Genomic DNA, 19,726 nt, shown 5'->3' with positions numbered 1-19,726 from the left:
GCATCATCCGGCAGCATGCTTTGCCGCCAGCCGCCGCCCGGCCTCCCGCGCTCCTGCCTCCGAAGGGTACAGCCCGGTCTTTCCAAGAGAAATGCCTTCGGCGTCGAAGAGTTCGACGTAATATGCCCGCTCCTGCCGGGAAAAATGTACGGTGCCCGTGATGCCGGGTGCATACTCAACCATGCAGAAGAAGTGGTCAAAGAGAGGTATTGAGTGTTGCGGGACTCACAGAGCCGGCCGGGTCAGTCCGACGCCTGCTCATCCGGCGGGATGGCGGAGAGGCGGGGCGGAGCGATCCCCTGCTGCCGGAACTCCCGCCACGTCCGCCGCGTCACCTCGGACCGGAACTCGAACTCATACCGGAGATCGTTGACGTATGCCTTTGCCCTGACACGCTTGTAGAAGGGGAAATCCTCCAGAAGAATGGTGAACGGGCAGGTGGGCGATACATACACGTACTTTGAGGTGACCACCGCATCCTTGAGAATCGCCATGGCAAGCTCCGGGTCGTTTCCGTGATCGATGAAGAGGTCGACGACAACCATCATCTCGGTCTTTCCCGCATTGCTGCTCGCGGTTGCTTCAGAGAAGACGGCAACGTTCGGGATGGAGACGAGGGTGTCGTCGGGTGTGAGGATCCGGGTCGCCCGAAGGCCGATGTCCACCACTTCACCGTAATGCCCTTTGGCTGAGATCTTATCGCCGATCTGGTACGGCCGCTCGAACGAGATGACGATCCCGCCGAGGATGTCGGCAAAGATATCCTTCAGCCCGAACCCGACGGCTGCGCCGAAGATCACTGCGAGTGCCACAATCTCGGAGACGGTCGGGTTGAAGATGGCCTGCAGGATGAGATAGAGCGCTGATACGTAGATGATCAGCCTGGTGAGCGGGATCAGCATCGTGAAGACCATGCGCCGCTGTCCGGGGCGTTCGGCAATCCTTTTGAGGATGTAGGCAACCGCCTTCACGAGGAGATAGGCGATGACCAGAACATAGAGGATGAAGAACACCGTCCCAAGGTCGATATCCCGTAGGGGCAGGTCGGTGATCTCGGATGGGACGAACTCGATCATTACCACACCATCCTGATCTTCTTTAAGTACGCGCTGACGCAGTGCAGCGCCTCCGGTTTAACCTGATAGTATCCCCGTTCCTCCTCGACGAGGCCCTGAATCCGGAGGCGGTAGAGCACCAGCGCAAGGTCGATCTCCGGGTGCGCGATCGCCTCAAGATCCGCGCTGCTGATAGACTCCATCGAAAGAATGATCGTCAACAGGAACGCCTCGTCGATGGTGAGCGATACAGTGCAGGGAAGGGCGGGGATCCGGCTCATGAGAACGGTGTTCTCCTCGATGCTCCGCTCCCAGATCCGGAGCGCGACACCGTAGTTCCCCTGCGCCAGATTGTTGATCCGGTTGAAGACCGCATCGCCGGCATCGCCCCGACCAGAGCCTGTATTCTCTGTATCGACAGCAATCCAGGGGATCTGAACCGGAGCATCCAGGAACGGTACGCTGACGAGGCGCTGCTGTATCGAGACGCGCTTCTTCTCCTGCACCGGCGTATCGTCCACGAACCGGATCGGGTGGTCGTAGCGTGAGAGGATCATTGCCTTCAGAGTTTCGTCATCGATCCGGGGCAGCCGGATGACGATGGGGAAGTTCTTCTCGATCCCTACCACGGCATTCAGGTATGACCACGTAAAGGCGTTCCAGCCCGTAATGAAGAGCTTCTCAGACATCGAGAGGAAATCCAGGAACGCATCGAGCATAGCAAACCCGCCGACGCGCCGGAGCGCCAGAAAGTGGCACCGCTCCATGAGGACGATCTCCTCGGTCCTGCGCATCGTATCGAGAAAGTCGGTGTTCCGGGCGACCGAATAGAACGGCAGATGCGTAACCCTGTGCGGGTAATAGCGGGTGATCTGCTCCATCATCACCTGCTGTCCTGCAAAAGGTTCTGCAATCACCGCGATGTGGGAGGGGCTCTCACCGGTGTATGCACTGACCGCCTCGTGAACCCTGGCAATCTCCGCCCTGAACAGCACCGCAGATGGAGCGTCTGCTCCGCCCTCCTCCGCCATACTGAACTATGGTCGGGGCTTTCCATTTAGCCGTTCCGAAACGGCGTTCTAAATATATTCCGCGGATCGGTGATCACACCCTTCATCGCGCACGGACTGATCGGGTAGCAGGCAGCAGGGCAGGTCACCTCTCGGCGATCCAGTCCCGAACCACGCTCCATGCCGCAAGTTTTTCGTCGTAGTGCATCTGCGCGTACGCGGGGCTCGTCGACGGCAACCGGCGAAGATCGTATCGCTCGACAATTTCAGGAAATCCCCTCTTCAGCAGGTCGTCCGCCTTCCTTCCGTTGAGCGCGATATGTCTGATTGTTGGATGGCGCTCCAGCAGTCCCGGGAGGTCTGCAAGCTTCGGCCGGGAGATCCGGTGATCCATACTTCCCTCACGGACACAGGAGTGAATGATATTCCAGAGAGCAATCCCCTGCTCCTGGAGCAGGGCGATCCTCTCGTGGTAGGGAAGATCAAGAGGTATGCCGGCGAGATCATGCATGATACGCCAGAACTGGTTCTGGCGGTGCCGATAATACTGGCCCTCGCGAAGAGCCTGAACGCTCGGGAAGCTCCCGAGAATCAGAATAGTTGGTGAATCTCCAATCTCCGCCGGCAGCCCGGATTGTCTTTCAGGTGCGTCAGCCATAGCTCCCGCTTACGAACGCCCCTGCATCCTTGAACCGTTCGATTTCGGAGCCGGCCGTGCCTTTCCGGCAACCGCGCTCCTTCCGAAACGGATCCCTCACCGGAGGTTTCTCCATACTCATCGATGGAGGTCTGCTGCTCCGGCGGATACGTATTGTCGGTATCGGGTTGCTACCTTAAAATCTGCGAAACTCCCTTCGCGGCTGCTGCGGACGGGCTTCGTCTATCCGGAGCGTGCGTCCTTCGTAGACCGTCTCGTTCAGCGCTTCTTTTGCTTTCTCAGCCTCTTCGGGGCTGCCCATTTCAACGAATCCGAAGCCTTTGCGCTCGATAACACGGACATCTTTGACGTCGCCATACTGCGAAAAGAGCTCGCGTAGCTGTTCTTCATTGACTGAATAGGTTAGATTTCCAACGTACAGTTTATTGGTTTCCATTACGGATCTCCTCTGGAACGTAATTCCGCCCAATGCATACGGTATATTCAGTGAAAAGGTTTTGGTTCTCCTCCTGCAAGAGCGCTCGATCCGCCGGACGTGCCGATGCGCCAGGAGACCTCTCTAAATGAGTTTTCAGGACAGATTTGCAGGTTTTCAGCGCACCACCCTTCCGGCAGACACCTGTCGCGCGCTGCTCTCCAGGGGCACGCCGCACGTGAATCCACGCTGAACGCCGGGAACACCGCAGAAATGTCCCGGAGAAGAGCGACAGTAGGCAAAGACGACCGGACCTGCATTCCCGTTCGCTTCCCGCGCCGGGGTGCCAAAAGAGGGAGATCCCGGGGGAGGCAGTGTACGGCGATCGGGCGTCACATCCACCGTCGCCCCGGCTGCAGAATTCAGGCGCGATCAGCTGCCGTCCGGCACGGGAGAGCGACAGTTAATTTATTAATGCCTCGGCCCATTGATATACCCGTGCAACGGAGACAAACAGACAGAATGATTATGGTATTTAAAACGGAGTTGATGAACTGGCTGTAAAGAGAGGTCACACAAACAATGCAAATACCGAGATCGTCCGAGTGAGATTACCGAAAAAACGGGAGAGAGAGATCTTCGCCCGGGCAGACCTGATGCTTGGAGCAAACCATATCCGCGTCAAGTGTGAGGACGGTGTCACGCGAATCGGACGGATTAAAGGAAAAATCAAAAAGAGGCTCTGGATACGCGAGGGTGACCTCCTCATCGTCGTTCCGTGGGATTTCCAGGACGAGAAATGCGATATCATCTACCGGTACATTAAGCCGCAGGTAGAGTGGCTTCAGAAGAACAACTACTTAAGCAAATAACTTTTTTTTGCGTGCAGAATACGATTACCGCCGTCCATGCAGAAACGCATGCACGCTAAATTCTGCAGAGAAAAAGTGGCAACAGGCCTGAGGGAACACCACCTGCCTGCAACCGTGACCGATCGGGTCAGACGTCCTCGGTCTCGATCTCATGCGGACAGGCACCGCGCTTCTGGCGGGCGCATCCGGCAATCCCGATGGTTTTCCCGTTCACCAGAGCATCGGCGACCTTGCGCCGCGCTTCGTGCAGGTCACGCCAGGCTGTTTTGCGGGAAACGCCGAGCATGGTAGCCGCCGCCTCCTGCTCAAGACCCTCGAGGTCGACGAGCCTGAGCACCTCGACCTCTTCAGGGAGGAGGAGTACCACCTCGTGCTCCTGCCCGTTCGTGCGGCAGAGGGGAGCGTAGCACCGGTATGTGCTCCCACCCTCTATCGTCCGCTGTACCCGCGGTCTCCCGCGCTGCCTGCGGCAATATCCCGTTCCTTCCGGAGGCATCATTCCATACCCAGTTCCCGCGAGAGGGTCTCCCAGAGATCTCTCACAGCCACTGCCGCAGGAGAGTCCGTGCGGGTCACCGGCCGGTTATGCCTGACGGCCTCAACCACCTGTGGATCGAACGGGATCATGCCGACAACCGTCAGGTTTTCCTTCTCGCAGTACGTCTGAATCTCCTCCGTGACCTTCTCCGCGAGATCGAACCGGTTGATCGCGACGAAGATGTCGACGTCGAACCGGCGGCAGACCGTCACCAGCCGCCCGAGGTCGTGCAGTGCGGAGACACTCGGTTCGGTGACGATGAGCACCGCATCCATTCCACTGACCGTCGAGATCAGCGGACAGCCGATCCCCGGAGGGCCGTCGATGAGCTGGAGCGTGCACCCGTCTGCCATGCTGTTCGCGCGTTTTTTCACCTCGTGTACGAGCAGACCGGAGTTGCCTGCCCCCGGATTCAACCGGGCATGCGCCAGGCACCCGCGGTCCGTCTCCGAGGTGTAGATCTCACCACACACACGGGGTCCCATGGTGATTGCCCCCATCGGGCAGACATACGCACAGACGCCGCACCCCTCGCAGTGTATGGCATCGACCTGCCAGGCATCATCCCGACGGACAATCGCGCCGAACCTGCACCGGTCTGCGCAGATGCCGCAGTCACGGCATCTGTCAGGATCAATCCCGGCCACCTCCAGCCCCATAAAGGGCTCCGTGCTTATCCGCCTGGGTTCAAAGAGCAGTTCGAGATTGGATGCATCCACATCGCAGTCGGCAAGCACCTGCGCTGCCGGGCTGACGTCTGCCAGAGCGGCCGTCACCATCGTCTTCCCGGTGCCGCCTTTGCCGCTGATCACGGCAAGCCGGATCATGCCCTCACCCCGGCAAGTTCCGAGACCTTCGCAAAGAGGTCGATGAAACGCTCGTTCCAGCCCGGCAGATCGCGGCTGATCAGGCCGCCGGTGTTCTGGACGGCGGCGATCTCCCGGTCGAAGGGGATCGTCATGAGAACCGGCAGTCCGTGCTCGTGGCAGAATTCCGTGATGGCCTCGTCCCTCCCGTCACTCCGGTTGATCACAACACCCGACGGGAGATTGAGCCTCTCCGCCACCTCCGTGGCCAGGCGAAGATCGTGCAGGCCGAACGGGGTTGACTCGGTGACGAGAATACAGACGTCGGACCCATCCATTGTTTCGATGACCGGGCAGGCGATCCCCGGCGACGAGTCGTACAGGATGAGCGGGTGGCCATCTGCCAGCATCTTGGCCATATGGATCACCTGAGGCGCCTGCACCTCACCTTCCTGCAAAAACCCGCTGATGAGCGTCAGTGCAGGCAGCGGACGGGAACACCGGATCATACCAATAGGGCGCCGGACTTCCCGTATGGCGCCCTGCGGGCAGACAGCCGCACATCCGCCACAGGAGTGACAGAGTTCGGGGAAGATCAGAACTGCATCGCTGAGCACGCTGATCGCGCCGTAACGGCAGAACTTTCCGCATTCACCGCAGAACGTGCAGCGACTCCGGTCAACCTCGGGGATGGTGGCGGTAACCGGCAGATCCGTCGACGCCGACGGAAAGAAGAGATGGAGGTTTGGTTCCTCCACGTCGCAGTCGACGACCGCCACATCCCGTGTCAGCGAAAGCGAGTACGCAAGGTTCGCGGTCACCGTGCTTTTCCCGGTGCCCCCTTTCCCACTGGCAACGACGATCTTCATCGCTGCATCACTCACAGCAGCGGCTGGAGGTTCCCGGCGGAATACTCTTCTACTGCGTCCGCCACACGGCCGGCGCCACGGTAGGTATAGGCCTTGATGCCGGATGCCTGCAGCGCTCTCGCGGCATTCCCGCCCATCTGCCCGGTGATCAGAACCTCTGCTCCGCCATCGACGACAACCTGCATGGCGCGAGGCCCGACCCCGCCTGCTGCATCGGCAAAACCGTTCGCTATACTCTGCGCCTCACCGGTCTCCGTATCGACGAAGACAAAGTAGGGTGCTCTTCCAAATCGCTCTTCTACCGGTGCCTCGATTCCGGAGGCACGTGCTGTAACACAGATCTTCATACTGAATTCAACTCCTCGTTCGTTTTTTGTACACGTATGAGCGTAATAACCGTCTGATTCGACGGTGCGTGGTAATAATAGTATTGATCAGATGCCTCCGGGAACACCCGTCGGATGTGTCCAAAGACACTGATAATCGATCCATCGGTTCGACCGCGAGCATTCCGGGGCCGGGGCCGGACCCGAGTCTTGGGGATACGTGCAGTCTGCGCCATCCACACAGAAACCGGGCGAGCATCGGATCGAGGCAGCGCAAGGTTCCCGGCATGGCCGCATACCTTCGTTTAATGCGTTCCGTCGCAGCTCTCATGCCCGTGATGGCACGAGCTTTCACCCGCTGCGAGACTTCCTGCGGCGTATTCCTCTGCAGCGCTGTCAACGGCGCCGCTGACACCAAGGATGACCTCAATGCCGTTCCGGGTAAAGATCTCGACGGCGCGAGGCCCCATTCCGCCCGCAATCACGAGGTCGACCCCGTGCTCGTGCAGAAACGCCGGGAGCCGTCCGGGCTCGTGGCCGGGGCTTGCAAGGTCGTCCTCCCTGACAAGGGTCGAGTTCTCGATCCGGTATATCGCGTACCCTTCGCAGTGTCCGAAGTGCTCGGAGACCCGGGTACCCTCTTTGGCAATTGCAATCTTCATTGACTGATCACCGTCTGCAATTTACCAGAAGCACCTTCGCCGTCGCCCGCCGCCGAAACCTCTGCCGCAGCCCCGTGGCTGTCCGCCTCTGCCGAGGCCGTACACCGGGCCCTGGGCGGCCTGGGGAGCGGCCTGTGCGCCAGAACCCTGTTCGCTTCCGGTCTGTACCTGCGCCGGGACGCACCGTCCCATGCGCCGTCCTGTCATCGGACCCTGTCCAGCGGGTCCGGTACCATCAAAACCTGGCATACTTCATTCACCTCATCTGTATGAGATATAGTACACGTATGCGCATAATAGCATAAAGGTTTGGGTGGTTCAGCGGCTGGATAGAGCCTTTCACGTGCGCAACCGGGCGCTTGCACACCGCGGAATTGTTCATCGACCCGGTAAGATGCTCGTACACAGGGAACTTCACAGAATCTGGCGCACGCCCTCTGCATGGAGCCCGGGCTCCTCCGAGGCCGCAACGTGGCTGTCACCGGTGCGGGTTGTCAAGCGCCTGATAGTTACCCTCACGTCATTTCCCCGCCGACGCGTACCCGACGGCACCCCTCGGGCAGGTGTCCACGCAAATGGCCCGCAGAGGATGCACCCGAAATGTTTCATGCTGCCCTGCCAGACCGTGGACGTCAAAAAAAGAGCCGGACAAAGGGAATCAGACCGCGGGTTACGATCCCCTGCGACGCGCCTCCGGTGACGATTCGGCAGGAGCAGTCGGCGCAGGTGCCGGAGTACGGGGACGAATGAGATCGTCATCACTGCTTCCCGGATCCTCTGGCGCGGGTGCCGCCCGGCATTCCGGTTCGTTTGCCGCGATCAAAACCCCGCATGCAACCGCCCTCAGAAGGTGCCGCCCTCCCGCTGCACCCGCATATCCGCGACCGTCAGGTCCGGATGCCGGTACCGCCCGCGTCCTTCTGTGCCCCGCATCACGTGGAGCTGGATCGCCTCGACCGGGCAAAAATGGAGACAGGCGCAGCAGAGCTCGCAGCGGTGGTTCCATGCCGGGCGACCGCGTTCGAGTGTGATGTTGCCCGCCGGACAGACCCTGGCGCAGGTGCCGCATCCGGTGCAGGCATCCGATACCGAAAAGTCCTTGTCCGCCTCGTGAACGCTCTTTGCAAACGATCCGTAGGATATGGCCTTCGCCAGCGTAGAGAACGGGGCAAACCGCGGCGGGACGGCACGGCCGCAGCCGATCGCCTCTGCGATCGCTCCGAGCCGTTCATCTGCTGCCGCAAGGGTTCTATCGCACTTTTTGCCGGCAGGCGGCCGGTAGAGCGGCGGGAAATTTCCGGGCATCCTGACCGCAAACCCGGCATCGAGTCCTCTGCCCTGGCGTTCCCGGAAGATCCCGTTCAGCTGGTGGAGGGCCGAAACACCCATGCCGCCCATCGTGACGATCGCGAACGTGTACGCTGCCCGTGACAGGTCGAGCCTCGCTGCAAATTCTGCAACCATGACCGGCACCCCGCAGTCGTAGACCGGGCAGACGATTCCGACCCGGTCTGCCTGCGGAGTGATCTCACCCGAGGTGCTCTGCAGCGATGCGATAGGGATGAGAACCGCGTCCCCGAGATCTGCCGCGATCCGTTGTGCTGCTGCAAGTGAGTTGCCGGTTCCGGTGAAGTAGTAGATGGCGGTCTTCATGCGGCACCCGCTGCCGGCATCGCAGCCGGGAAGGTCGTCCATAAGAATCGTATTTGCGTGGAGAGGTATAGACTTTCTGCAGGGAACCGGCAAACGGGAGCAGGAGAACATCCCGTCATGCTCAAAGCCGTCGCAGCGGATTCCAAAGAGAGATGCATGATTCATAAACGACGAACTATCGAAAAAGAGGCTTGAAGCACACCAGGAAGAGAGATCTGCGATTTCTCTTCTTCGAAGGCCCTGACCTCCTTGTGGCCTTCTGTGCCTCCAATTCGTTTCTTTTCCCGAACCACCGGGTGAACGCCTTCCTGATGGCGCCGGAGGCTGCCGGATCACGGATTCCCTGAGGGCAGCGATTCTTCTGACGGTACTTTTCTTCATCGGTGTTTCAGGATGCATTTATCTGGTCCTCGGGTAATCCTCTGCTCGTAGAAGATTTGGTGGTTCAGCATGTTCATCCAACAGTTATTCATTCCTGGGATCGCGCACAGCTCCTATCTCATCGGAGCTAGCAAAACGTGCGCAATCGTCGATCCGGCACGCGATGTCGGCAGGTACCTCGATGCCGCCAAGGATCTCGGTCTCGAGATCACGCATGTCCTGGAGACGCATCTCCACGCCGACTTCGTCTCAGGACATATGGATCTCGCCGATATCACCGGGGCAGGGATATACGCACCGGCATCAGGCAACTGCGAGTTCGAGCACATCCCGGTTGCGGATGGCACCCGATTCGAGATCGAGGATATCCTCTTTGAGGTCCGGGATACCCCCGGGCATACACCGGACGGCGTGACCTACGTGGTCACGGATCGCTCCCGGGGGGATGATCCGGTTGCTATATTCCCCGGAGACACGCTGTTTGTCGGTGATGTGGGACGGCCGGATCTCTTCCCCGGAAGGGCACGCGACCTTGCAGGCATCCTGCATGAGAACCTGCACGAGAAGATCCTCAGCCTGCCCGACTCCTGCATGGTGTTCCCCTCCCACGGTGCGGGTTCCCTCTGCGGCAGGGCGATGGGCGCGATGCGGTTCTCCACCCTCGGCTACGAGCGGAAGTACAACCAGGCTCTGACTATCGCCGACAGAGAAGAGTTCATCCGATCCCTCACCGAGGATATGCCCCCGGCACCCGATCATTTCAGCCGGTGCAGCGAGATCAACCGCCAGGGTCCGCCACTCACCAGGACGCTCCCGGAGATCCGTCCCATGGCCCCGGAAGAGTTCAGGGTCCGGGCGGAACAGGACGACACCATCGTGCTCACCGTCGGCGATTACACGGCGTTCGGAGGGCAGCACATTCCCGGGAGCTACCACATCGATATCGCCAGCAACTTCTCCACGTTTGCAGGATGGACGCTCCCACCCGACAGAGACATTCTGCTCGTTGCCGACAATCCCGCACAGTGCCGCGACGCAGTCACCATGCTCCGCCGGGTCGGACTTGACCGGACCGTCGGCTACCTCGAGGGAGGGACCCATGCCTGGGTCATGGCCGGATGCGCCACCGATTACATCCCCCTGATCTCGCCCGTACAGACCCGCGCGATGCTCGAACAGGAAGCGGTACAGGTCGTTGATGTACGGTCCCCGGCGGAGTATATGGAGGGACATGTCGAGGGGGCTATCAATATCCCTGCTCCCGACCTGAGAACGCGGTTCACCGACCTCGACCCCGACCAACCCGTCATCGTGATGTGCAGAACAGGGCACCGGTCGAGCCTGGCATGCAGCATCCTCAAACAGAAGGGATTTACCAGGGTATATAATGCGGCTGGCGGGATTACCGGGCATTATGCGGCAGGATATGTCTGAAGGGGGTGGTCGCATGGACTGGACTCCCTACCTCGCCGGCCTGGGGATAGGCATTCTCAGCTGGTTTACCTTCCTCCTCTCGGGCAGACCTCTCGGCTGTTCGACGGCCTATGCCCGAACGAGCGGGATGATAGAACGGGCTATCCGCGGCGATGCGGTGCTTGAAAAGTCCTACTACAGGAAATTCGTCCCGCAGATCGATTGGGAATGGATGCTTGTTCTGGGCATTGTCATCGGAGCCTTCATCACAGCGATCATGCAGGGTGAGTTCGCTCTCATCTGGGTCCCCTCGACATTTGAGGCAGCATTCGGATCGAGCAGCCTTCTCCGGCTCGCAGTCGCGCTTGTCGGGGGCGTTCTGATGGGCCTTGGTGCCCGATGGGCGGGAGGCTGTACAAGCGGGCACGGGATCTCCGGGACACTGCAACTGGCGATAGCAAGTTGGATCGCTGTCGTCGTCTTCTTTGTAAGCGGAATCATCGTCGCCTTTCTGCTCTACGGGGTGATCGCCCCATGAGAGAGCGTGACGGCGGCGCTCTGCAGCGCCTTCGCCGGAATCAGTCCTTGCAACGGCTTCTGGGGCTGGTGATGGGTGTTGCGTTCGGGGTCTTCCTCCAGCTCGGGGGCGTCACCAGGTACGACGTCATCATCGGGCAACTCCTCCTCTATGATTTCACCGTGGTAAAGGTGATGCTCTCTGCGGTGGCTGTCGGCATGGTGGGCGTCTATCTGCTGATACACCTTGGTCTTGCCAGCCTCAGCATCAAGCCGGGATCGATAGGCACCACGGTGCTCGGAGGAATCATCTTCGGGTGCGGGTTTGCTGTCCTCGGATATTGCCCCGGAACGGTCGCCGGTGCAGTCGGATCGGGAGCGCTCGACGCTCTCTTCGGAGGGGTGGTCGGAATTCTCATAGGTGCCGCGATCTTTGCCGAACTCTACCCCCGTCTGGATGCATCGGTTCTGCAACGGGGAAAAATTCCCGACACGACGATACCCGAACTTTTCGGCGTCCATCCCCGGGCGGTGATTGTTCCGATGGTCATTCTGATCGTCGCCATCCTCTCCGGGATCGAGTACCTGGGTCTCTGATCTCCGGACAGTAGTTTAAAACCCGGTTCTTTTTTCCTTTTCATACCTCCGACGGCGGCTCCCGTCGGTCTGCAGATGCGGGAGTGGAACCTGAATGCGCACTCGAGTCATACCGCCGTTGGAACCACGAACCAGATCGCACCCCGCCAAGGGTCCGGGATATCATGACGGAGTTAGTCGGCGCAATACTACACCGAGATTACTACAGCGAACGTCACAAGCACCTATACTAGTACGAACATAAAGAGCAGGCCAAAGAATGCGGAATCGCCGCCCATTGACCTCTGGATGTAATCGTAAAACGGAGTATCGTTGTAGCTGCATGCGAGGGGAGCGATTCGAACGCTCGAACACCTTCGTGACAGGGTCCTAAGCCCTGCGCCTTTGACCTGGCTCGGCAACCCTCGCGCACCTATAGAGTGGATGGGCGGGAAATTTATAATTTTGTCAGATTGGACACCGGATCCCGCTCACCGGGAAGAGTCCGGGCCCTCGTCAGCTCGCGGACGGCAATCCCGTACCCGGCGACCAGGAGCGCCATGAAGAGCGGGCCGAGGATGAATCCGACAATACCCATGGCGGCGAGGCCGCCGAAGAACCCTATCCACATGATCACCGGGTGAATGCTGGCACGCCGCCCCATCATCAGCGGGCGGAAGTAGATATCGGGCAGTGCGCAGACGATAGGATACCCGACCAGCGCTACCAGCAGTGCCCCCCGCGCATCCCCCTGGGAGAGAGCAAAGGCGCCGAGGAAGAGCATGACAAGAGACGGGCCGATGATCGGCACCAGTTGAAAAACTGCCGCCATCACTGAGTAAAAGAGGATATGGCCGTAGCCGAGGAAGTAGAAAAACGGCAGCGCGAGAAAGAACGTGATGACCGCAGTCGCCACGTGAACCACATAGATGGCATAGAGTGTGTCGACCGTGACCGTCGAGAGCCGGCCGATATCGCGCTTAAGTGCCGTCGGGAGATGGCCGACCAGCCTGTCCCTGACCGTGTCGCCCTTCAGAAGGCCGATGTAGAGGGTGAGGAAGAAGACGCAGATCTTGACGATGAAAAGTGGGGCAGCCTCCGCAAATCCGGCGATGCCGGCCTGCAGCGTGTCGGCATGTTCGCCGACCCATCCGGCGATCTGCTCAGGCGGAATCGGAAGTGGGATGGCCTGCTCCGCCGCAGGTGCCCACACCCAGTCGAAGATCGTCTGCAGGATGTGATCGAGATACTGGGCGTTCTGGGCGAGCACAGCAGCCATGAAACCGGATCCCAGGAGGAGTATCAGGACGACGGCCGCCACCACCAGCCCTGCCGCCACTGCCCCGGGCAGACGACGGGAGAGAGCGCGGTGCACGGGCAGGAGCACCACGGCCAGGGAGAGGCCCACAATAACGACATCAAGGAGCGGCCAGAAGGCAACGGCCGCCGCAGCGACGATGACGATGACGAAGAGAAGAACAAGGGGATCGATGCGCGACAGACCGGGTGACATAGCACTCTCCGGAAGAGTTTTGTCGGAAACCTACATAACGCACGCGGATCTCTGCCGGGAAAAACGCTTTTCCGCCGGATGCGGGGTTGGTGTATTCAGGGACATCAGAAGACGTTCCAACCCGCTATCGGACAAAATAAAGAGGGATACAAATATGGTTTGTGAATTATATACCTAGTACTATACGCCAGAGATCCGCCGGCTCCATTCGGTGAACGTGCAAAACCCTATCGGCCGGAACGAAACGGAGAACTTGGTACCATGAAAACCTTTATGGAATAGACCGCACGTATTTTCCCATAGTAGGAGTACTGATGCTGGATGAACTCATTCACATCCTGGCAGCGACGATAATCAGCTGGGTCCTGTTCGTAACGGTCGACATTCTTTTTCAGCTACCCCGGACAGGAGGAGTCAGTGGAGCATCCGCAATTGCCAGGGATATCCGGGACGGTGGAGGATCCATCCACGGCGGCTATATGATGGGGAACATCGTCTGTTCGCCGGACGCCTCGGCCGGAACCCTGCTCGCAGCATGCGGCCTCCTCGTCGCCGGCATCCCCGGCGGCCTTGCAGCTGCGGTGCTGGTCTTCATCGGCAACCGCATCTGCCACGACCCGGGATACGCCGGGACGACCGGGGCAGTCCTCGCCACCTTCGTGATCTACGGCTTCATGCAGGCGGGCTTTGCCGCGTCCGACTTCATTGCAGGGACGGTTCTCGCCATTCTGACCATCCAGGGACTCTCGCATGTCCACGCGAGCGCGCTCCTCGCCCGGCTCTGGGGGTGGCGGACATGATCGCCCTCCCGCTCATCGGGATCATCGCCGTCTTCGCCGCCGTCAGAGTAGTCGCCGAGCGGAAAACCGGCAGGAAACTCCCCTACCTCAACGTCATGAACTTCGCCATCGCAGGGTCGCTGGTGCTGCTGCTCGATCACCCCCTCTCCCTTGTTGCCGCGGCCGCGTACTTCGTCGGATCGACGCTGGAGTCGAATGCCATCGCAAGCACTTATGCAAAAGGCGGAGGCGGCGGCAGATGAACGACCTCCTTGCTATCCTCTACGGGGCGGTCGCCCTCATCGGAGCCGTGAGTGCCGTCGTGCAGACGGATTCCCTGAATAAACTGATCTCCATCGCGATCATCGCGGGAGGCGTGATACCCTTCCTGGTGGACAGGGGCTACCTCGACGTCGCGATCGCCGTCGGGCTGATCATCCCGGTCACGACGATCATCATTCTGCTCGTCTGCATGAGGGATGCGGTATGAGCATGGCCATGAGCCCGGAGTTCCTCCTCGGTTGCGCCGTGCTCCTCATCGGGATCACCGGCACCGCGTTTCCGAGGCCGCGGTCGTACGTCAGCCGGCTGATCAGCCTCGAGATCCCGGCGTTCGGACTGCTCCTGATCATGCTCTCATTCGACGAGACGCTGGCGCTGCTCACCTTCATCGCCGTGACGGCGATCGCGACCTTCGTCCTCGTGCGGGTCATTGAGCGGAGGGGATCGGTATGACACGGCCGGGTCTTGTCATCAGCCGGATCTCCCGGGTGCTCTCCGATTACGAGAACCTCTCGGCCCTCTATGCACTGCTGGTCGTGGGGGGCGTCATCATCGGCATCGTCACGCTGCCGTTCATCGGCTACGACGATGACCAGCTCTACCCGAAGACCCTCGATCCGAGCAGCAGCCTCCACCCGTACGACCGCGGCGGCGAGCCGTTCGGCACGACCGACGTCGCGGCGCAGTACCCGGAGAACTCACCGTACCTCGGCTACGTCACGGCATACTTAACGCCGTTCTCCGCGTTCCTCGCAGACTCGACGATGCACCTCGGCACGACGATCGTCTCGCACCCGGGCGGGATCACCGACGAGATCCTCTACAACACGAGGGGACTTGACACGGTCGTTGAGACGAGTATTCTCTTTGTCGCCTTCGCCATCGCCGCATATCTCTTTCGGAGGGAGGAGTGATGGATCAGGTCTACGTCCTCGGACTGCTCGTCGTCTTTGCCGGGGTGCTGATCGGCTTCTACGCCCTTATGCGGGAGCGGGACGACCTGCACCGGATCCTGCTCACCGACCTTGCCGAGATCCTGGCACTCGCCCTGATCGCTCTCGTCGCTACCGACCTTGCCGAGGCGCTGATCCTCCCCGGGCTCGTGGTCGGGATCTCGGAACTGCTGGCGGTCTCGGAGGTCTACCTCGCCAAAGAGGACCTCCGGACACCACCGACCGCGCCGCCCTTCCGGATTGAGGTGATGGAGAGCGCCCCCGGCATCATGGCGCTGATCCTGGTCGCCTACGGCATCATCCTCTCCGGGTTCACCGGCGGGGCAGTAGCCGCAGTCGGGGCGATCTTCTATTTCCTGTGCCGGGGACAGAACGAGCAGTTCGCGATCATCGAGACGGTGAGCGGGTATGCCTGGGTCTTCTGGATCGGAGCGTTCTTTATCTTCATGCTCCTGCCGGCGTACTGGTTCTTTGCGGTGATGATCGCCGGCGGGGCGATCCTCGTCAAGGTGATGGCAAAGATGTCGCTTATCGGAACGATGCGGGGGGGAGAGCATGTTTAACCTGCCGGTGACGAACATCGGGGGCAGCGAACTCTTCGTCCTGGAGTTCGGCGATATCGTCAACTACTTCAGCGTCTACACCGCCGCGCTCTTCGCCTTCGCCCTCATCTTCACCGCACTCGCCATCGTCAGCAGGCCGGAGAAGATGGTCGATATCGCCTTCGGCGGCGACGCCTACTACACAAAAGAGATCGACCCCGGCCTCCTCCGGTTCCAGCGGTTCATGGCGATAGCCTGCGGGCTCGCCACCCTCGGCGCCGTCGTGAGCGGTGACGTCTTCAACTTCACCCTCTTCGTCTCGATGGTGGGGATCACCAACATCGGCATCGTGGCGGCATACAAGAACAAGCACGTCCTGAACGCTGCCTTCCAGTATGGGATCGTCGCCATGCTCGCCACGGTGCCGCTCTTCGGGGGAGCGGCGATCGTGCTGGCGACGACCGGCACCCTGAGCCTCTGGGAGCTCTACACCGCCGCCGTCGCGGTGCCGCTGATCGCGAAGATCTTCCTGGTGCTCGGGGTGATGGGCGAAGGGATGGCACCGTTCTACATAGCAAAGGCGGAGATCACCCGTGCCCAGGGAGCGCCCTTCATCCTGATGGTGCACGTCAGCTCACTGCTCGTCTTCCTGCGGGTGGTGGAGATCGTCATATCGATGTGATGCAATGAAACGAAAACAGAGTGCGCTGACAATTGCGACGGTCTCAGGCATCGTCTGCGTCGCCGCGGCGATTTTCGCGGCGATAGGCTACCTTGCGGTCTGGCTCGCCGAGATCCTGATCGTCCTCGCCTTCCCGGTATTCGTCATCGCTCTGGCACTGTGGTGGAGCGCGTCGGAAGGAGTTGCGGACATCCCGTTCATAGGATACTGATATGATTGAATACCTGATCTTTGCACTGTTCATCGGCCTGCTCTTCCACGGCATACACCGGAAGGTCATCGCCCGCGTCCAGGGACGCCCGGGGCCGCCGATCTGGCAGGAGATTTTGCACACCCTGAAGTTCTCGTTCAAAGAGACCTGGATACCGAAGACCGCGAGCCAGACGCTCTTTGTTGCGGTGGTTCTGGTCGCCATCGGCATCTGGAGTGCAGCCCTCTTCATCCTGCTCTCGGGCGGGAGCATCCTGCTGCTCTTCGGCATCTACCTCCTCCACAAGATCGTGGAGCACGGGCTCGGCCTCTCGTCGGGCTCTCCCTACGGCAAGTTCGGCGCGATCCGGTCGGTCATCTCCGCAGCATCCGAGCTGCCGCTCTTCGCAACGGTCGGCCTGATCTACTTCTTCACGCACTCGCTGATGCTCTCCGACATCATCGCGTACCAGCAGGTGCACGGCCCCCTGCTCATCGCCGCCTTCCCGGCGGCAATTGCGATGTACCTGGTGATCCTCTCAAAACTCCACTACAGCCCCTTTGCGATCATCGAGGCCAAGGAGATCGTCAGCGGGAACATGACCGAGCACTTCGGCATCTGGCGTGCAGGGCTCGAGGTCGGCTACGCCATCAAGACCTATGTCCTCCTCTACGCCTTTGTGCTGATTTTCATCGGGCAGCTGCCGCTGCTGGCGGCGCTGCTCCTGATGCTGCTCATCCTGGTCTCGCTCTCGTTCATCTGCGCGGTCTCGCCCATGCTCTCCCCGTATGACACCGTCACGGTGCAGAGCCTGGTGACGGGAGCCATTGCGGTCTATATCATCGTTCTCGGGGTGATTCTTGCATGAATCTGATACGCACGCTTATCACGCTCGGGGCCGTATTTTATATAGCAGTCATGCTGGCTCAGGCGGCCGGCAACGCAAGTGTCCTGGTGCAGGCGGGTATCGGCATCGCCGTGCTCGCTGCCGCTGCAGTCATCACCTGGCAGCGCGAGACCCTTGCTCTCAAGAACGCCGAGATGGCTCTGCTCTGGGCAAGTGTTCTCGGTTTTGTGGTCTACGCACTGGGAGGCGGCCTCGCATGAAGTACCTGTACGAAAAGGACCTCCGGCAGATGAAGTACAACATCCTGACCAGCACCCGGCACGATATGGTGGTCAGGCAGATCGCCCGCAGGCTCGGTATCGGCGAGCAGAAGATGCGGATGATCCTGATCCGGACGTTCGATATGTCGCTCCTCGAGAACCTCGAGGCCCGCTACGAGATGGGGCTCCTGCATGCCGATACGGACGATCCCGTCGCCCGGAAACTCGGATGCGAGCTCTTCACCGATTTCATTCCCCTGGTCGCGCCCGAGGCGATGCAGAGTATCTATGAGGACGTCCGGACGCATATCGCATCCGGCACACAGGAAAATTCAGCAATCGACGAAGGATTAGCCAGAATACGGGAGGTGATCCGATAATGAGCATCCTCCAGAAGATCAAAAACACCGTACGCTCACGATCGATCCACGTCGCGTACGTCGATGTCGGTTCCTGCAACGGGTGCGACATCGAGGTGCTTGCATGCCTCGCACCCCGCTACGACATCGAGCAGTACGGGATCTACGTGCACAACAACCCGCGTGAAGCAGACGTCCTGCTGGTCATCGGGTCCATGACGCCCCAGTGGGTGGACAAACTTCAGGACATCTGGGAGAAGATCCCCGAACCCAAGGTAGCCATTGCCATCGGCAACTGCCCCATCTCGGGCTGCGTCTTTAACCGGTGGCACTCCTACATCGAACCGCCGGTCGCCAAGTACATCCCCATTGCGGCCCAGGTACCGGGATGCCCGCCCCGGCCGACGGAGATCTTAAACGCCATACTCGCGCTTGCGCCGACGTTGTTCAACGACTACGAGGAGAAGAAGCAGAAATGAAGAAGAACGTCGACGTATCCATCCCCCTCGGTCCCGTGCACCCCTGCTGGAAGGAGCCGGTCCGCCTCAAGTGTGAGACGAGCGGCGAGCGCGTGCTCCGGACCGAGGTGGAACTCGGGTACATGAAGAAAGGGATCGAGCGGATCATGCGGGGACGCCCCTGGCAGGAGGTGATGTTCCTGGCTGAAAGGGTCTGCGGCATCTGTTCGGTCGTCCACAACATGGTCTTCATCGAGGCGATGGAGGGGATCAGCGGGATCGCGGTGCCGCCGCGAGCCGCATACCTGCGGGTAATCGTTAACGAACTCGACCGGGTGGCGAGCCACATCCTCGCAAACTTCTCATACTGCTACACGATCGAACACGAGACCCTCGGCATGTACCTCTTAAACGTCCGCGAGACCGTCCTCGACAACCTCGAGCGGATCACGGGCTCGAGGATCAACACCGCCTACATGATCCCGGGCGGTGTGCGCTTCGATCTCACGGAGGCTGACAAGGCCGCGCTCCTCGCGGACCTCGTAAAGGTGGAAGCAGATATGCATCGCTACGTGAGGATGTTCGAGACCGGGCCGCTGATCGCTTTGCGGAGCAAGGGGATCGGTATCATGAGCCGCGAGCGGGCGATAGAGGCGCATGCCGTCGGCCCGACGGCGCGAGCGAGCGGCCTGCCGGAGTCCGACCTCCGGCTCTGCCACCCGACCTACCAGAAACTCGGGTTTACCCCGATCAGCAGGACGGAAGGCGACAACTTCGCCAGGATTATGATCCGCTTTCAGGAGGTCTTTCAGAGCATCGATCTCATCCGGAAGTGTGTTGACCGGCTCGGGGAAGGCGACAGTATCCGCGGCGGCGGCTTCTGCGGTGCAGGCGAGATCACCTACCGGGGTGAAGCGCCCCGCGGTGAACTGACCTACTACATCAAGTCCGACGAGTACGGCAGGATACTCGATATCGCCATCAGAACACCGTCCATCATGAACATCGAGGCCTGCGCCCACTATATGATCACCGATGCGACGTCCGTCGCCGACGTGACGTCGACGTTCATCAGCAGCGATCCCTGCATCGCCTGCAACGAGAGGTAAGA

General features: G+C 60.3%; 30 protein-coding genes and 1 tRNA gene. 17 read left to right on the top strand and 14 right to left on the bottom strand.

The genetic code is table 11. The annotated features are described in order from the left end of the window. Nucleotides 1–3 precede the first annotated feature (3 nt). From FGU65_RS00335 to FGU65_RS00315, 5 genes are all read right to left on the bottom strand, one after another. Nucleotides 4–183, bottom strand: coding sequence for a hypothetical protein (locus FGU65_RS00335; RefSeq protein WP_301662411.1), 180 nt, complete (start codon nt 181–183; stop codon nt 4–6). 59 nt (nt 184–242) lie between these two features. Continuing rightward, nucleotides 243–1,076: a mechanosensitive ion channel family protein gene (locus tag FGU65_RS00330; protein ID WP_301662410.1), complete on the bottom strand. Its 834-nt coding sequence runs from the start codon at nt 1,074–1,076 to the stop codon at nt 243–245. Beyond that, on the bottom strand, nt 1,076–2,086 hold the full coding sequence (locus tag FGU65_RS00325; RefSeq protein ID WP_301662409.1) for a hypothetical protein: 1,011 nt from the start codon (nt 2,084–2,086) through the stop codon (nt 1,076–1,078). The genes FGU65_RS00330 and FGU65_RS00325 overlap by 1 nt, the downstream gene beginning before the upstream one ends. Nucleotides 2,087–2,210: 124 nt before the next feature. Beyond that, nucleotides 2,211–2,723 carry a DNA-deoxyinosine glycosylase gene (locus FGU65_RS00320; RefSeq protein ID WP_301662408.1) on the bottom strand — a complete coding sequence of 171 codons (513 nt, stop codon included), beginning with the start codon at nt 2,721–2,723 and terminating at the stop codon, nt 2,211–2,213. A 175-nt stretch (nt 2,724–2,898) separates the two neighbouring features. Next, the gene (locus FGU65_RS00315; RefSeq protein WP_301662407.1) at nt 2,899–3,159 is read right to left on the bottom strand and encodes an RNA recognition motif domain-containing protein; all 261 of its coding nucleotides are present in this window, start codon (nt 3,157–3,159) and stop codon (nt 2,899–2,901) included. A 533-nt stretch (nt 3,160–3,692) separates the two neighbouring features. Here FGU65_RS00315 and eif1A point away from each other — a divergent pair. Then, nucleotides 3,693–4,010 (top strand): translation initiation factor eIF-1A, encoded by a 318-nt coding sequence (eif1A, locus tag FGU65_RS00310; RefSeq protein ID WP_301662910.1) that lies wholly within the window; start codon nt 3,693–3,695, stop codon nt 4,008–4,010. A 127-nt stretch (nt 4,011–4,137) separates the two neighbouring features. On the opposite strand, the gene FGU65_RS00305 is transcribed toward eif1A, so the two are convergent. The 7 genes from FGU65_RS00305 to FGU65_RS00275 form a co-directional block, all read right to left on the bottom strand. After that, the gene (locus FGU65_RS00305) at nt 4,138–4,506 is read right to left on the bottom strand and encodes a DUF134 domain-containing protein (protein WP_367652334.1); all 369 of its coding nucleotides are present in this window, start codon (nt 4,504–4,506) and stop codon (nt 4,138–4,140) included. Next, entirely contained in the window at nt 4,506–5,375 is an 870-nt protein-coding gene (locus FGU65_RS00300) for an ATP-binding protein (protein ID WP_301662405.1), read from the bottom strand. The genes FGU65_RS00305 and FGU65_RS00300 overlap by 1 nt, the downstream gene beginning before the upstream one ends. Further along, complete coding sequence (locus FGU65_RS00295) at nt 5,372–6,238, bottom strand: nucleotide-binding protein (RefSeq protein ID WP_367652333.1); 867 nt, start codon at nt 6,236–6,238, stop codon at nt 5,372–5,374. The genes FGU65_RS00300 and FGU65_RS00295 overlap by 4 nt, the downstream gene beginning before the upstream one ends. After that, the gene (locus FGU65_RS00290) at nt 6,235–6,570 is read right to left on the bottom strand and encodes a NifB/NifX family molybdenum-iron cluster-binding protein (protein ID WP_301662404.1); all 336 of its coding nucleotides are present in this window, start codon (nt 6,568–6,570) and stop codon (nt 6,235–6,237) included. Before FGU65_RS00290 ends, FGU65_RS00295 begins: the two co-directional genes overlap by 4 nt. Nucleotides 6,571–6,854: 284 nt before the next feature. Then, nucleotides 6,855–7,211 (bottom strand): NifB/NifX family molybdenum-iron cluster-binding protein, encoded by a 357-nt coding sequence (locus FGU65_RS00285; RefSeq protein ID WP_301662403.1) that lies wholly within the window; start codon nt 7,209–7,211, stop codon nt 6,855–6,857. 21 nt (nt 7,212–7,232) lie between these two features. Then, nucleotides 7,233–7,403, bottom strand: a complete 171-nt coding sequence (locus FGU65_RS00280; RefSeq protein ID WP_437344430.1) for a hypothetical protein — start codon at nt 7,401–7,403, stop codon at nt 7,233–7,235. A gap of 651 nt (nt 7,404–8,054) precedes the next feature. Next, a complete protein-coding gene (locus FGU65_RS00275; protein ID WP_367652332.1) occupies nt 8,055–8,906 on the bottom strand; it encodes an EFR1 family ferrodoxin in 852 nt (283 codons plus the stop codon). A 408-nt stretch (nt 8,907–9,314) separates the two neighbouring features. Between FGU65_RS00275 and FGU65_RS00270 the strand changes: the two genes are divergently transcribed. The 3 genes from FGU65_RS00270 to FGU65_RS00260 are packed head-to-tail and all read left to right on the top strand — an operon-like array spanning nt 9,315 to nt 11,771. After that, the gene (locus FGU65_RS00270; protein ID WP_301662401.1) at nt 9,315–10,679 is read left to right on the top strand and encodes an MBL fold metallo-hydrolase; all 1,365 of its coding nucleotides are present in this window, start codon (nt 9,315–9,317) and stop codon (nt 10,677–10,679) included. Nucleotides 10,680–10,692: 13 nt separating this feature from the next. Next, a complete protein-coding gene (locus FGU65_RS00265) occupies nt 10,693–11,196 on the top strand; it encodes a YeeE/YedE thiosulfate transporter family protein (RefSeq protein WP_301662400.1) in 504 nt (167 codons plus the stop codon). Beyond that, nucleotides 11,193–11,771: a YeeE/YedE thiosulfate transporter family protein gene (locus FGU65_RS00260; protein ID WP_301662399.1), complete on the top strand. Its 579-nt coding sequence runs from the start codon at nt 11,193–11,195 to the stop codon at nt 11,769–11,771. Before FGU65_RS00265 ends, FGU65_RS00260 begins: the two co-directional genes overlap by 4 nt. Before the next feature lie 323 nt (nt 11,772–12,094). Here the strand turns inward: FGU65_RS00260 and FGU65_RS00255 are convergent. Both FGU65_RS00255 and FGU65_RS00250 read right to left on the bottom strand, forming a co-directional pair. After that, nucleotides 12,095–12,179 (bottom strand) — tRNA-Leu (locus FGU65_RS00255). A 28-nt stretch (nt 12,180–12,207) separates the two neighbouring features. Beyond that, complete coding sequence (locus FGU65_RS00250) at nt 12,208–13,263, bottom strand: AI-2E family transporter (RefSeq protein ID WP_301662398.1); 1,056 nt, start codon at nt 13,261–13,263, stop codon at nt 12,208–12,210. 314 nt (nt 13,264–13,577) lie between these two features. Here FGU65_RS00250 and ehaB point away from each other — a divergent pair, with 314 nt between their 5' ends. The 13 genes from ehaB to FGU65_RS00185 are packed head-to-tail and all read left to right on the top strand — an operon-like array spanning nt 13,578 to nt 19,724. After that, nucleotides 13,578–14,063, top strand: coding sequence for a [NiFe]-hydrogenase-3-type subunit EhaB (gene ehaB, locus FGU65_RS00245; protein WP_301662397.1), 486 nt, complete (start codon nt 13,578–13,580; stop codon nt 14,061–14,063). Then, a complete protein-coding gene (locus FGU65_RS00240; protein WP_301662396.1) occupies nt 14,060–14,305 on the top strand; it encodes a DUF2109 domain-containing protein in 246 nt (81 codons plus the stop codon). Before ehaB ends, FGU65_RS00240 begins: the two co-directional genes overlap by 4 nt. After that, nucleotides 14,302–14,532: an EhaD family protein gene (locus FGU65_RS00235; RefSeq protein ID WP_301662395.1), complete on the top strand. Its 231-nt coding sequence runs from the start codon at nt 14,302–14,304 to the stop codon at nt 14,530–14,532. Before FGU65_RS00240 ends, FGU65_RS00235 begins: the two co-directional genes overlap by 4 nt. Further along, nucleotides 14,529–14,777: an EhaE family protein gene (locus tag FGU65_RS00230; protein ID WP_367652331.1), complete on the top strand. Its 249-nt coding sequence runs from the start codon at nt 14,529–14,531 to the stop codon at nt 14,775–14,777. The genes FGU65_RS00235 and FGU65_RS00230 overlap by 4 nt, the downstream gene beginning before the upstream one ends. Next, nucleotides 14,774–15,238 carry an EhaF family protein gene (locus tag FGU65_RS00225; RefSeq protein ID WP_301662394.1) on the top strand — a complete coding sequence of 155 codons (465 nt, stop codon included), beginning with the start codon at nt 14,774–14,776 and terminating at the stop codon, nt 15,236–15,238. Before FGU65_RS00230 ends, FGU65_RS00225 begins: the two co-directional genes overlap by 4 nt. Continuing rightward, nucleotides 15,238–15,840: an EhaG family protein gene (locus FGU65_RS00220; RefSeq protein ID WP_301662393.1), complete on the top strand. Its 603-nt coding sequence runs from the start codon at nt 15,238–15,240 to the stop codon at nt 15,838–15,840. Before FGU65_RS00225 ends, FGU65_RS00220 begins: the two co-directional genes overlap by 1 nt. After that, a complete protein-coding gene (locus FGU65_RS00215) occupies nt 15,833–16,501 on the top strand; it encodes a proton-conducting transporter membrane subunit (RefSeq protein ID WP_301662392.1) in 669 nt (222 codons plus the stop codon). Before FGU65_RS00220 ends, FGU65_RS00215 begins: the two co-directional genes overlap by 8 nt. 4 nt (nt 16,502–16,505) lie before the next feature. Continuing rightward, on the top strand, nt 16,506–16,712 hold the full coding sequence (locus FGU65_RS00210) for a hypothetical protein (RefSeq protein WP_301662391.1): 207 nt from the start codon (nt 16,506–16,508) through the stop codon (nt 16,710–16,712). Nucleotide 16,713: 1 nt separating this feature from the next. Next, a complete protein-coding gene (locus tag FGU65_RS00205) occupies nt 16,714–17,559 on the top strand; it encodes a respiratory chain complex I subunit 1 family protein (protein WP_301662390.1) in 846 nt (281 codons plus the stop codon). Then, nucleotides 17,556–17,798, top strand: a complete 243-nt coding sequence (locus FGU65_RS00200) for a hypothetical protein (protein WP_301662389.1) — start codon at nt 17,556–17,558, stop codon at nt 17,796–17,798. The genes FGU65_RS00205 and FGU65_RS00200 overlap by 4 nt, the downstream gene beginning before the upstream one ends. Then, the gene (locus FGU65_RS00195; protein WP_301662388.1) at nt 17,795–18,178 is read left to right on the top strand and encodes an EhaM family protein; all 384 of its coding nucleotides are present in this window, start codon (nt 17,795–17,797) and stop codon (nt 18,176–18,178) included. The genes FGU65_RS00200 and FGU65_RS00195 overlap by 4 nt, the downstream gene beginning before the upstream one ends. Beyond that, complete coding sequence (locus tag FGU65_RS00190) at nt 18,178–18,636, top strand: NADH-quinone oxidoreductase subunit B family protein (protein WP_301662387.1); 459 nt, start codon at nt 18,178–18,180, stop codon at nt 18,634–18,636. The genes FGU65_RS00195 and FGU65_RS00190 overlap by 1 nt, the downstream gene beginning before the upstream one ends. Further along, nucleotides 18,633–19,724 carry a hydrogenase large subunit gene (locus FGU65_RS00185; RefSeq protein WP_301662386.1) on the top strand — a complete coding sequence of 364 codons (1,092 nt, stop codon included), beginning with the start codon at nt 18,633–18,635 and terminating at the stop codon, nt 19,722–19,724. The genes FGU65_RS00190 and FGU65_RS00185 overlap by 4 nt, the downstream gene beginning before the upstream one ends. Nucleotides 19,725–19,726: the final 2 nt, after the last annotated feature.

Source organism: Methanoculleus frigidifontis (assembly GCF_030464345.1).
Classification (GTDB): Archaea; Halobacteriota; Methanomicrobia; order Methanomicrobiales; family Methanoculleaceae; genus Methanoculleus_A; species Methanoculleus_A frigidifontis.
Note: the sequence above shows the minus strand (reverse complement) of the source record. Positions and strands in the feature narration are given on the sequence as shown.

What these genes read in the sequence shown, in the direction of transcription:
- FGU65_RS00335 (WP_301662411.1), bottom strand. Translation starts at nt 183, where the DNA reads ATGGTTGAGTATGCACCCGGCATCACGGGCACCGTACATTTTTCCCGG.
- FGU65_RS00330 (WP_301662410.1), bottom strand. Translation starts at nt 1,076, where the DNA reads ATGATCGAGTTCGTCCCATCCGAGATCACCGACCTGCCCCTACGGGAT.
- FGU65_RS00325 (WP_301662409.1), bottom strand. Translation starts at nt 2,086, where the DNA reads ATGGCGGAGGAGGGCGGAGCAGACGCTCCATCTGCGGTGCTGTTCAGG.
- FGU65_RS00320 (WP_301662408.1), bottom strand. Translation starts at nt 2,723, where the DNA reads ATGGCTGACGCACCTGAAAGACAATCCGGGCTGCCGGCGGAGATTGGA.
- FGU65_RS00315 (WP_301662407.1), bottom strand. Translation starts at nt 3,159, where the DNA reads ATGGAAACCAATAAACTGTACGTTGGAAATCTAACCTATTCAGTCAAT.
- FGU65_RS00305 (WP_367652334.1), bottom strand. Translation starts at nt 4,506, where the DNA reads ATGCCTCCGGAAGGAACGGGATATTGCCGCAGGCAGCGCGGGAGACCG.
- FGU65_RS00300 (WP_301662405.1), bottom strand. Translation starts at nt 5,375, where the DNA reads ATGATCCGGCTTGCCGTGATCAGCGGCAAAGGCGGCACCGGGAAGACG.
- FGU65_RS00290 (WP_301662404.1), bottom strand. Translation starts at nt 6,570, where the DNA reads ATGAAGATCTGTGTTACAGCACGTGCCTCCGGAATCGAGGCACCGGTA.
- FGU65_RS00285 (WP_301662403.1), bottom strand. Translation starts at nt 7,211, where the DNA reads ATGAAGATTGCAATTGCCAAAGAGGGTACCCGGGTCTCCGAGCACTTC.
- FGU65_RS00280 (WP_437344430.1), bottom strand. Translation starts at nt 7,403, where the DNA reads ATGGGACGGTGCGTCCCGGCGCAGGTACAGACCGGAAGCGAACAGGGT.
- FGU65_RS00275 (WP_367652332.1), bottom strand. Translation starts at nt 8,906, where the DNA reads ATGGACGACCTTCCCGGCTGCGATGCCGGCAGCGGGTGCCGCATGAAG.
- FGU65_RS00270 (WP_301662401.1), top strand. Translation starts at nt 9,315, where the DNA reads ATGTTCATCCAACAGTTATTCATTCCTGGGATCGCGCACAGCTCCTAT.
- FGU65_RS00265 (WP_301662400.1), top strand. Translation starts at nt 10,693, where the DNA reads ATGGACTGGACTCCCTACCTCGCCGGCCTGGGGATAGGCATTCTCAGC.
- FGU65_RS00260 (WP_301662399.1), top strand. Translation starts at nt 11,193, where the DNA reads ATGAGAGAGCGTGACGGCGGCGCTCTGCAGCGCCTTCGCCGGAATCAG.
- FGU65_RS00250 (WP_301662398.1), bottom strand. Translation starts at nt 13,263, where the DNA reads ATGTCACCCGGTCTGTCGCGCATCGATCCCCTTGTTCTTCTCTTCGTC.
- ehaB (WP_301662397.1), top strand. Translation starts at nt 13,578, where the DNA reads ATGCTGGATGAACTCATTCACATCCTGGCAGCGACGATAATCAGCTGG.
- FGU65_RS00240 (WP_301662396.1), top strand. Translation starts at nt 14,060, where the DNA reads ATGATCGCCCTCCCGCTCATCGGGATCATCGCCGTCTTCGCCGCCGTC.
- FGU65_RS00235 (WP_301662395.1), top strand. Translation starts at nt 14,302, where the DNA reads ATGAACGACCTCCTTGCTATCCTCTACGGGGCGGTCGCCCTCATCGGA.
- FGU65_RS00230 (WP_367652331.1), top strand. Translation starts at nt 14,529, where the DNA reads ATGAGCATGGCCATGAGCCCGGAGTTCCTCCTCGGTTGCGCCGTGCTC.
- FGU65_RS00225 (WP_301662394.1), top strand. Translation starts at nt 14,774, where the DNA reads ATGACACGGCCGGGTCTTGTCATCAGCCGGATCTCCCGGGTGCTCTCC.
- FGU65_RS00220 (WP_301662393.1), top strand. Translation starts at nt 15,238, where the DNA reads ATGGATCAGGTCTACGTCCTCGGACTGCTCGTCGTCTTTGCCGGGGTG.
- FGU65_RS00215 (WP_301662392.1), top strand. Translation starts at nt 15,833, where the DNA reads ATGTTTAACCTGCCGGTGACGAACATCGGGGGCAGCGAACTCTTCGTC.
- FGU65_RS00210 (WP_301662391.1), top strand. Translation starts at nt 16,506, where the DNA reads ATGAAACGAAAACAGAGTGCGCTGACAATTGCGACGGTCTCAGGCATC.
- FGU65_RS00205 (WP_301662390.1), top strand. Translation starts at nt 16,714, where the DNA reads ATGATTGAATACCTGATCTTTGCACTGTTCATCGGCCTGCTCTTCCAC.
- FGU65_RS00200 (WP_301662389.1), top strand. Translation starts at nt 17,556, where the DNA reads ATGAATCTGATACGCACGCTTATCACGCTCGGGGCCGTATTTTATATA.
- FGU65_RS00195 (WP_301662388.1), top strand. Translation starts at nt 17,795, where the DNA reads ATGAAGTACCTGTACGAAAAGGACCTCCGGCAGATGAAGTACAACATC.
- FGU65_RS00190 (WP_301662387.1), top strand. Translation starts at nt 18,178, where the DNA reads ATGAGCATCCTCCAGAAGATCAAAAACACCGTACGCTCACGATCGATC.
- FGU65_RS00185 (WP_301662386.1), top strand. Translation starts at nt 18,633, where the DNA reads ATGAAGAAGAACGTCGACGTATCCATCCCCCTCGGTCCCGTGCACCCC.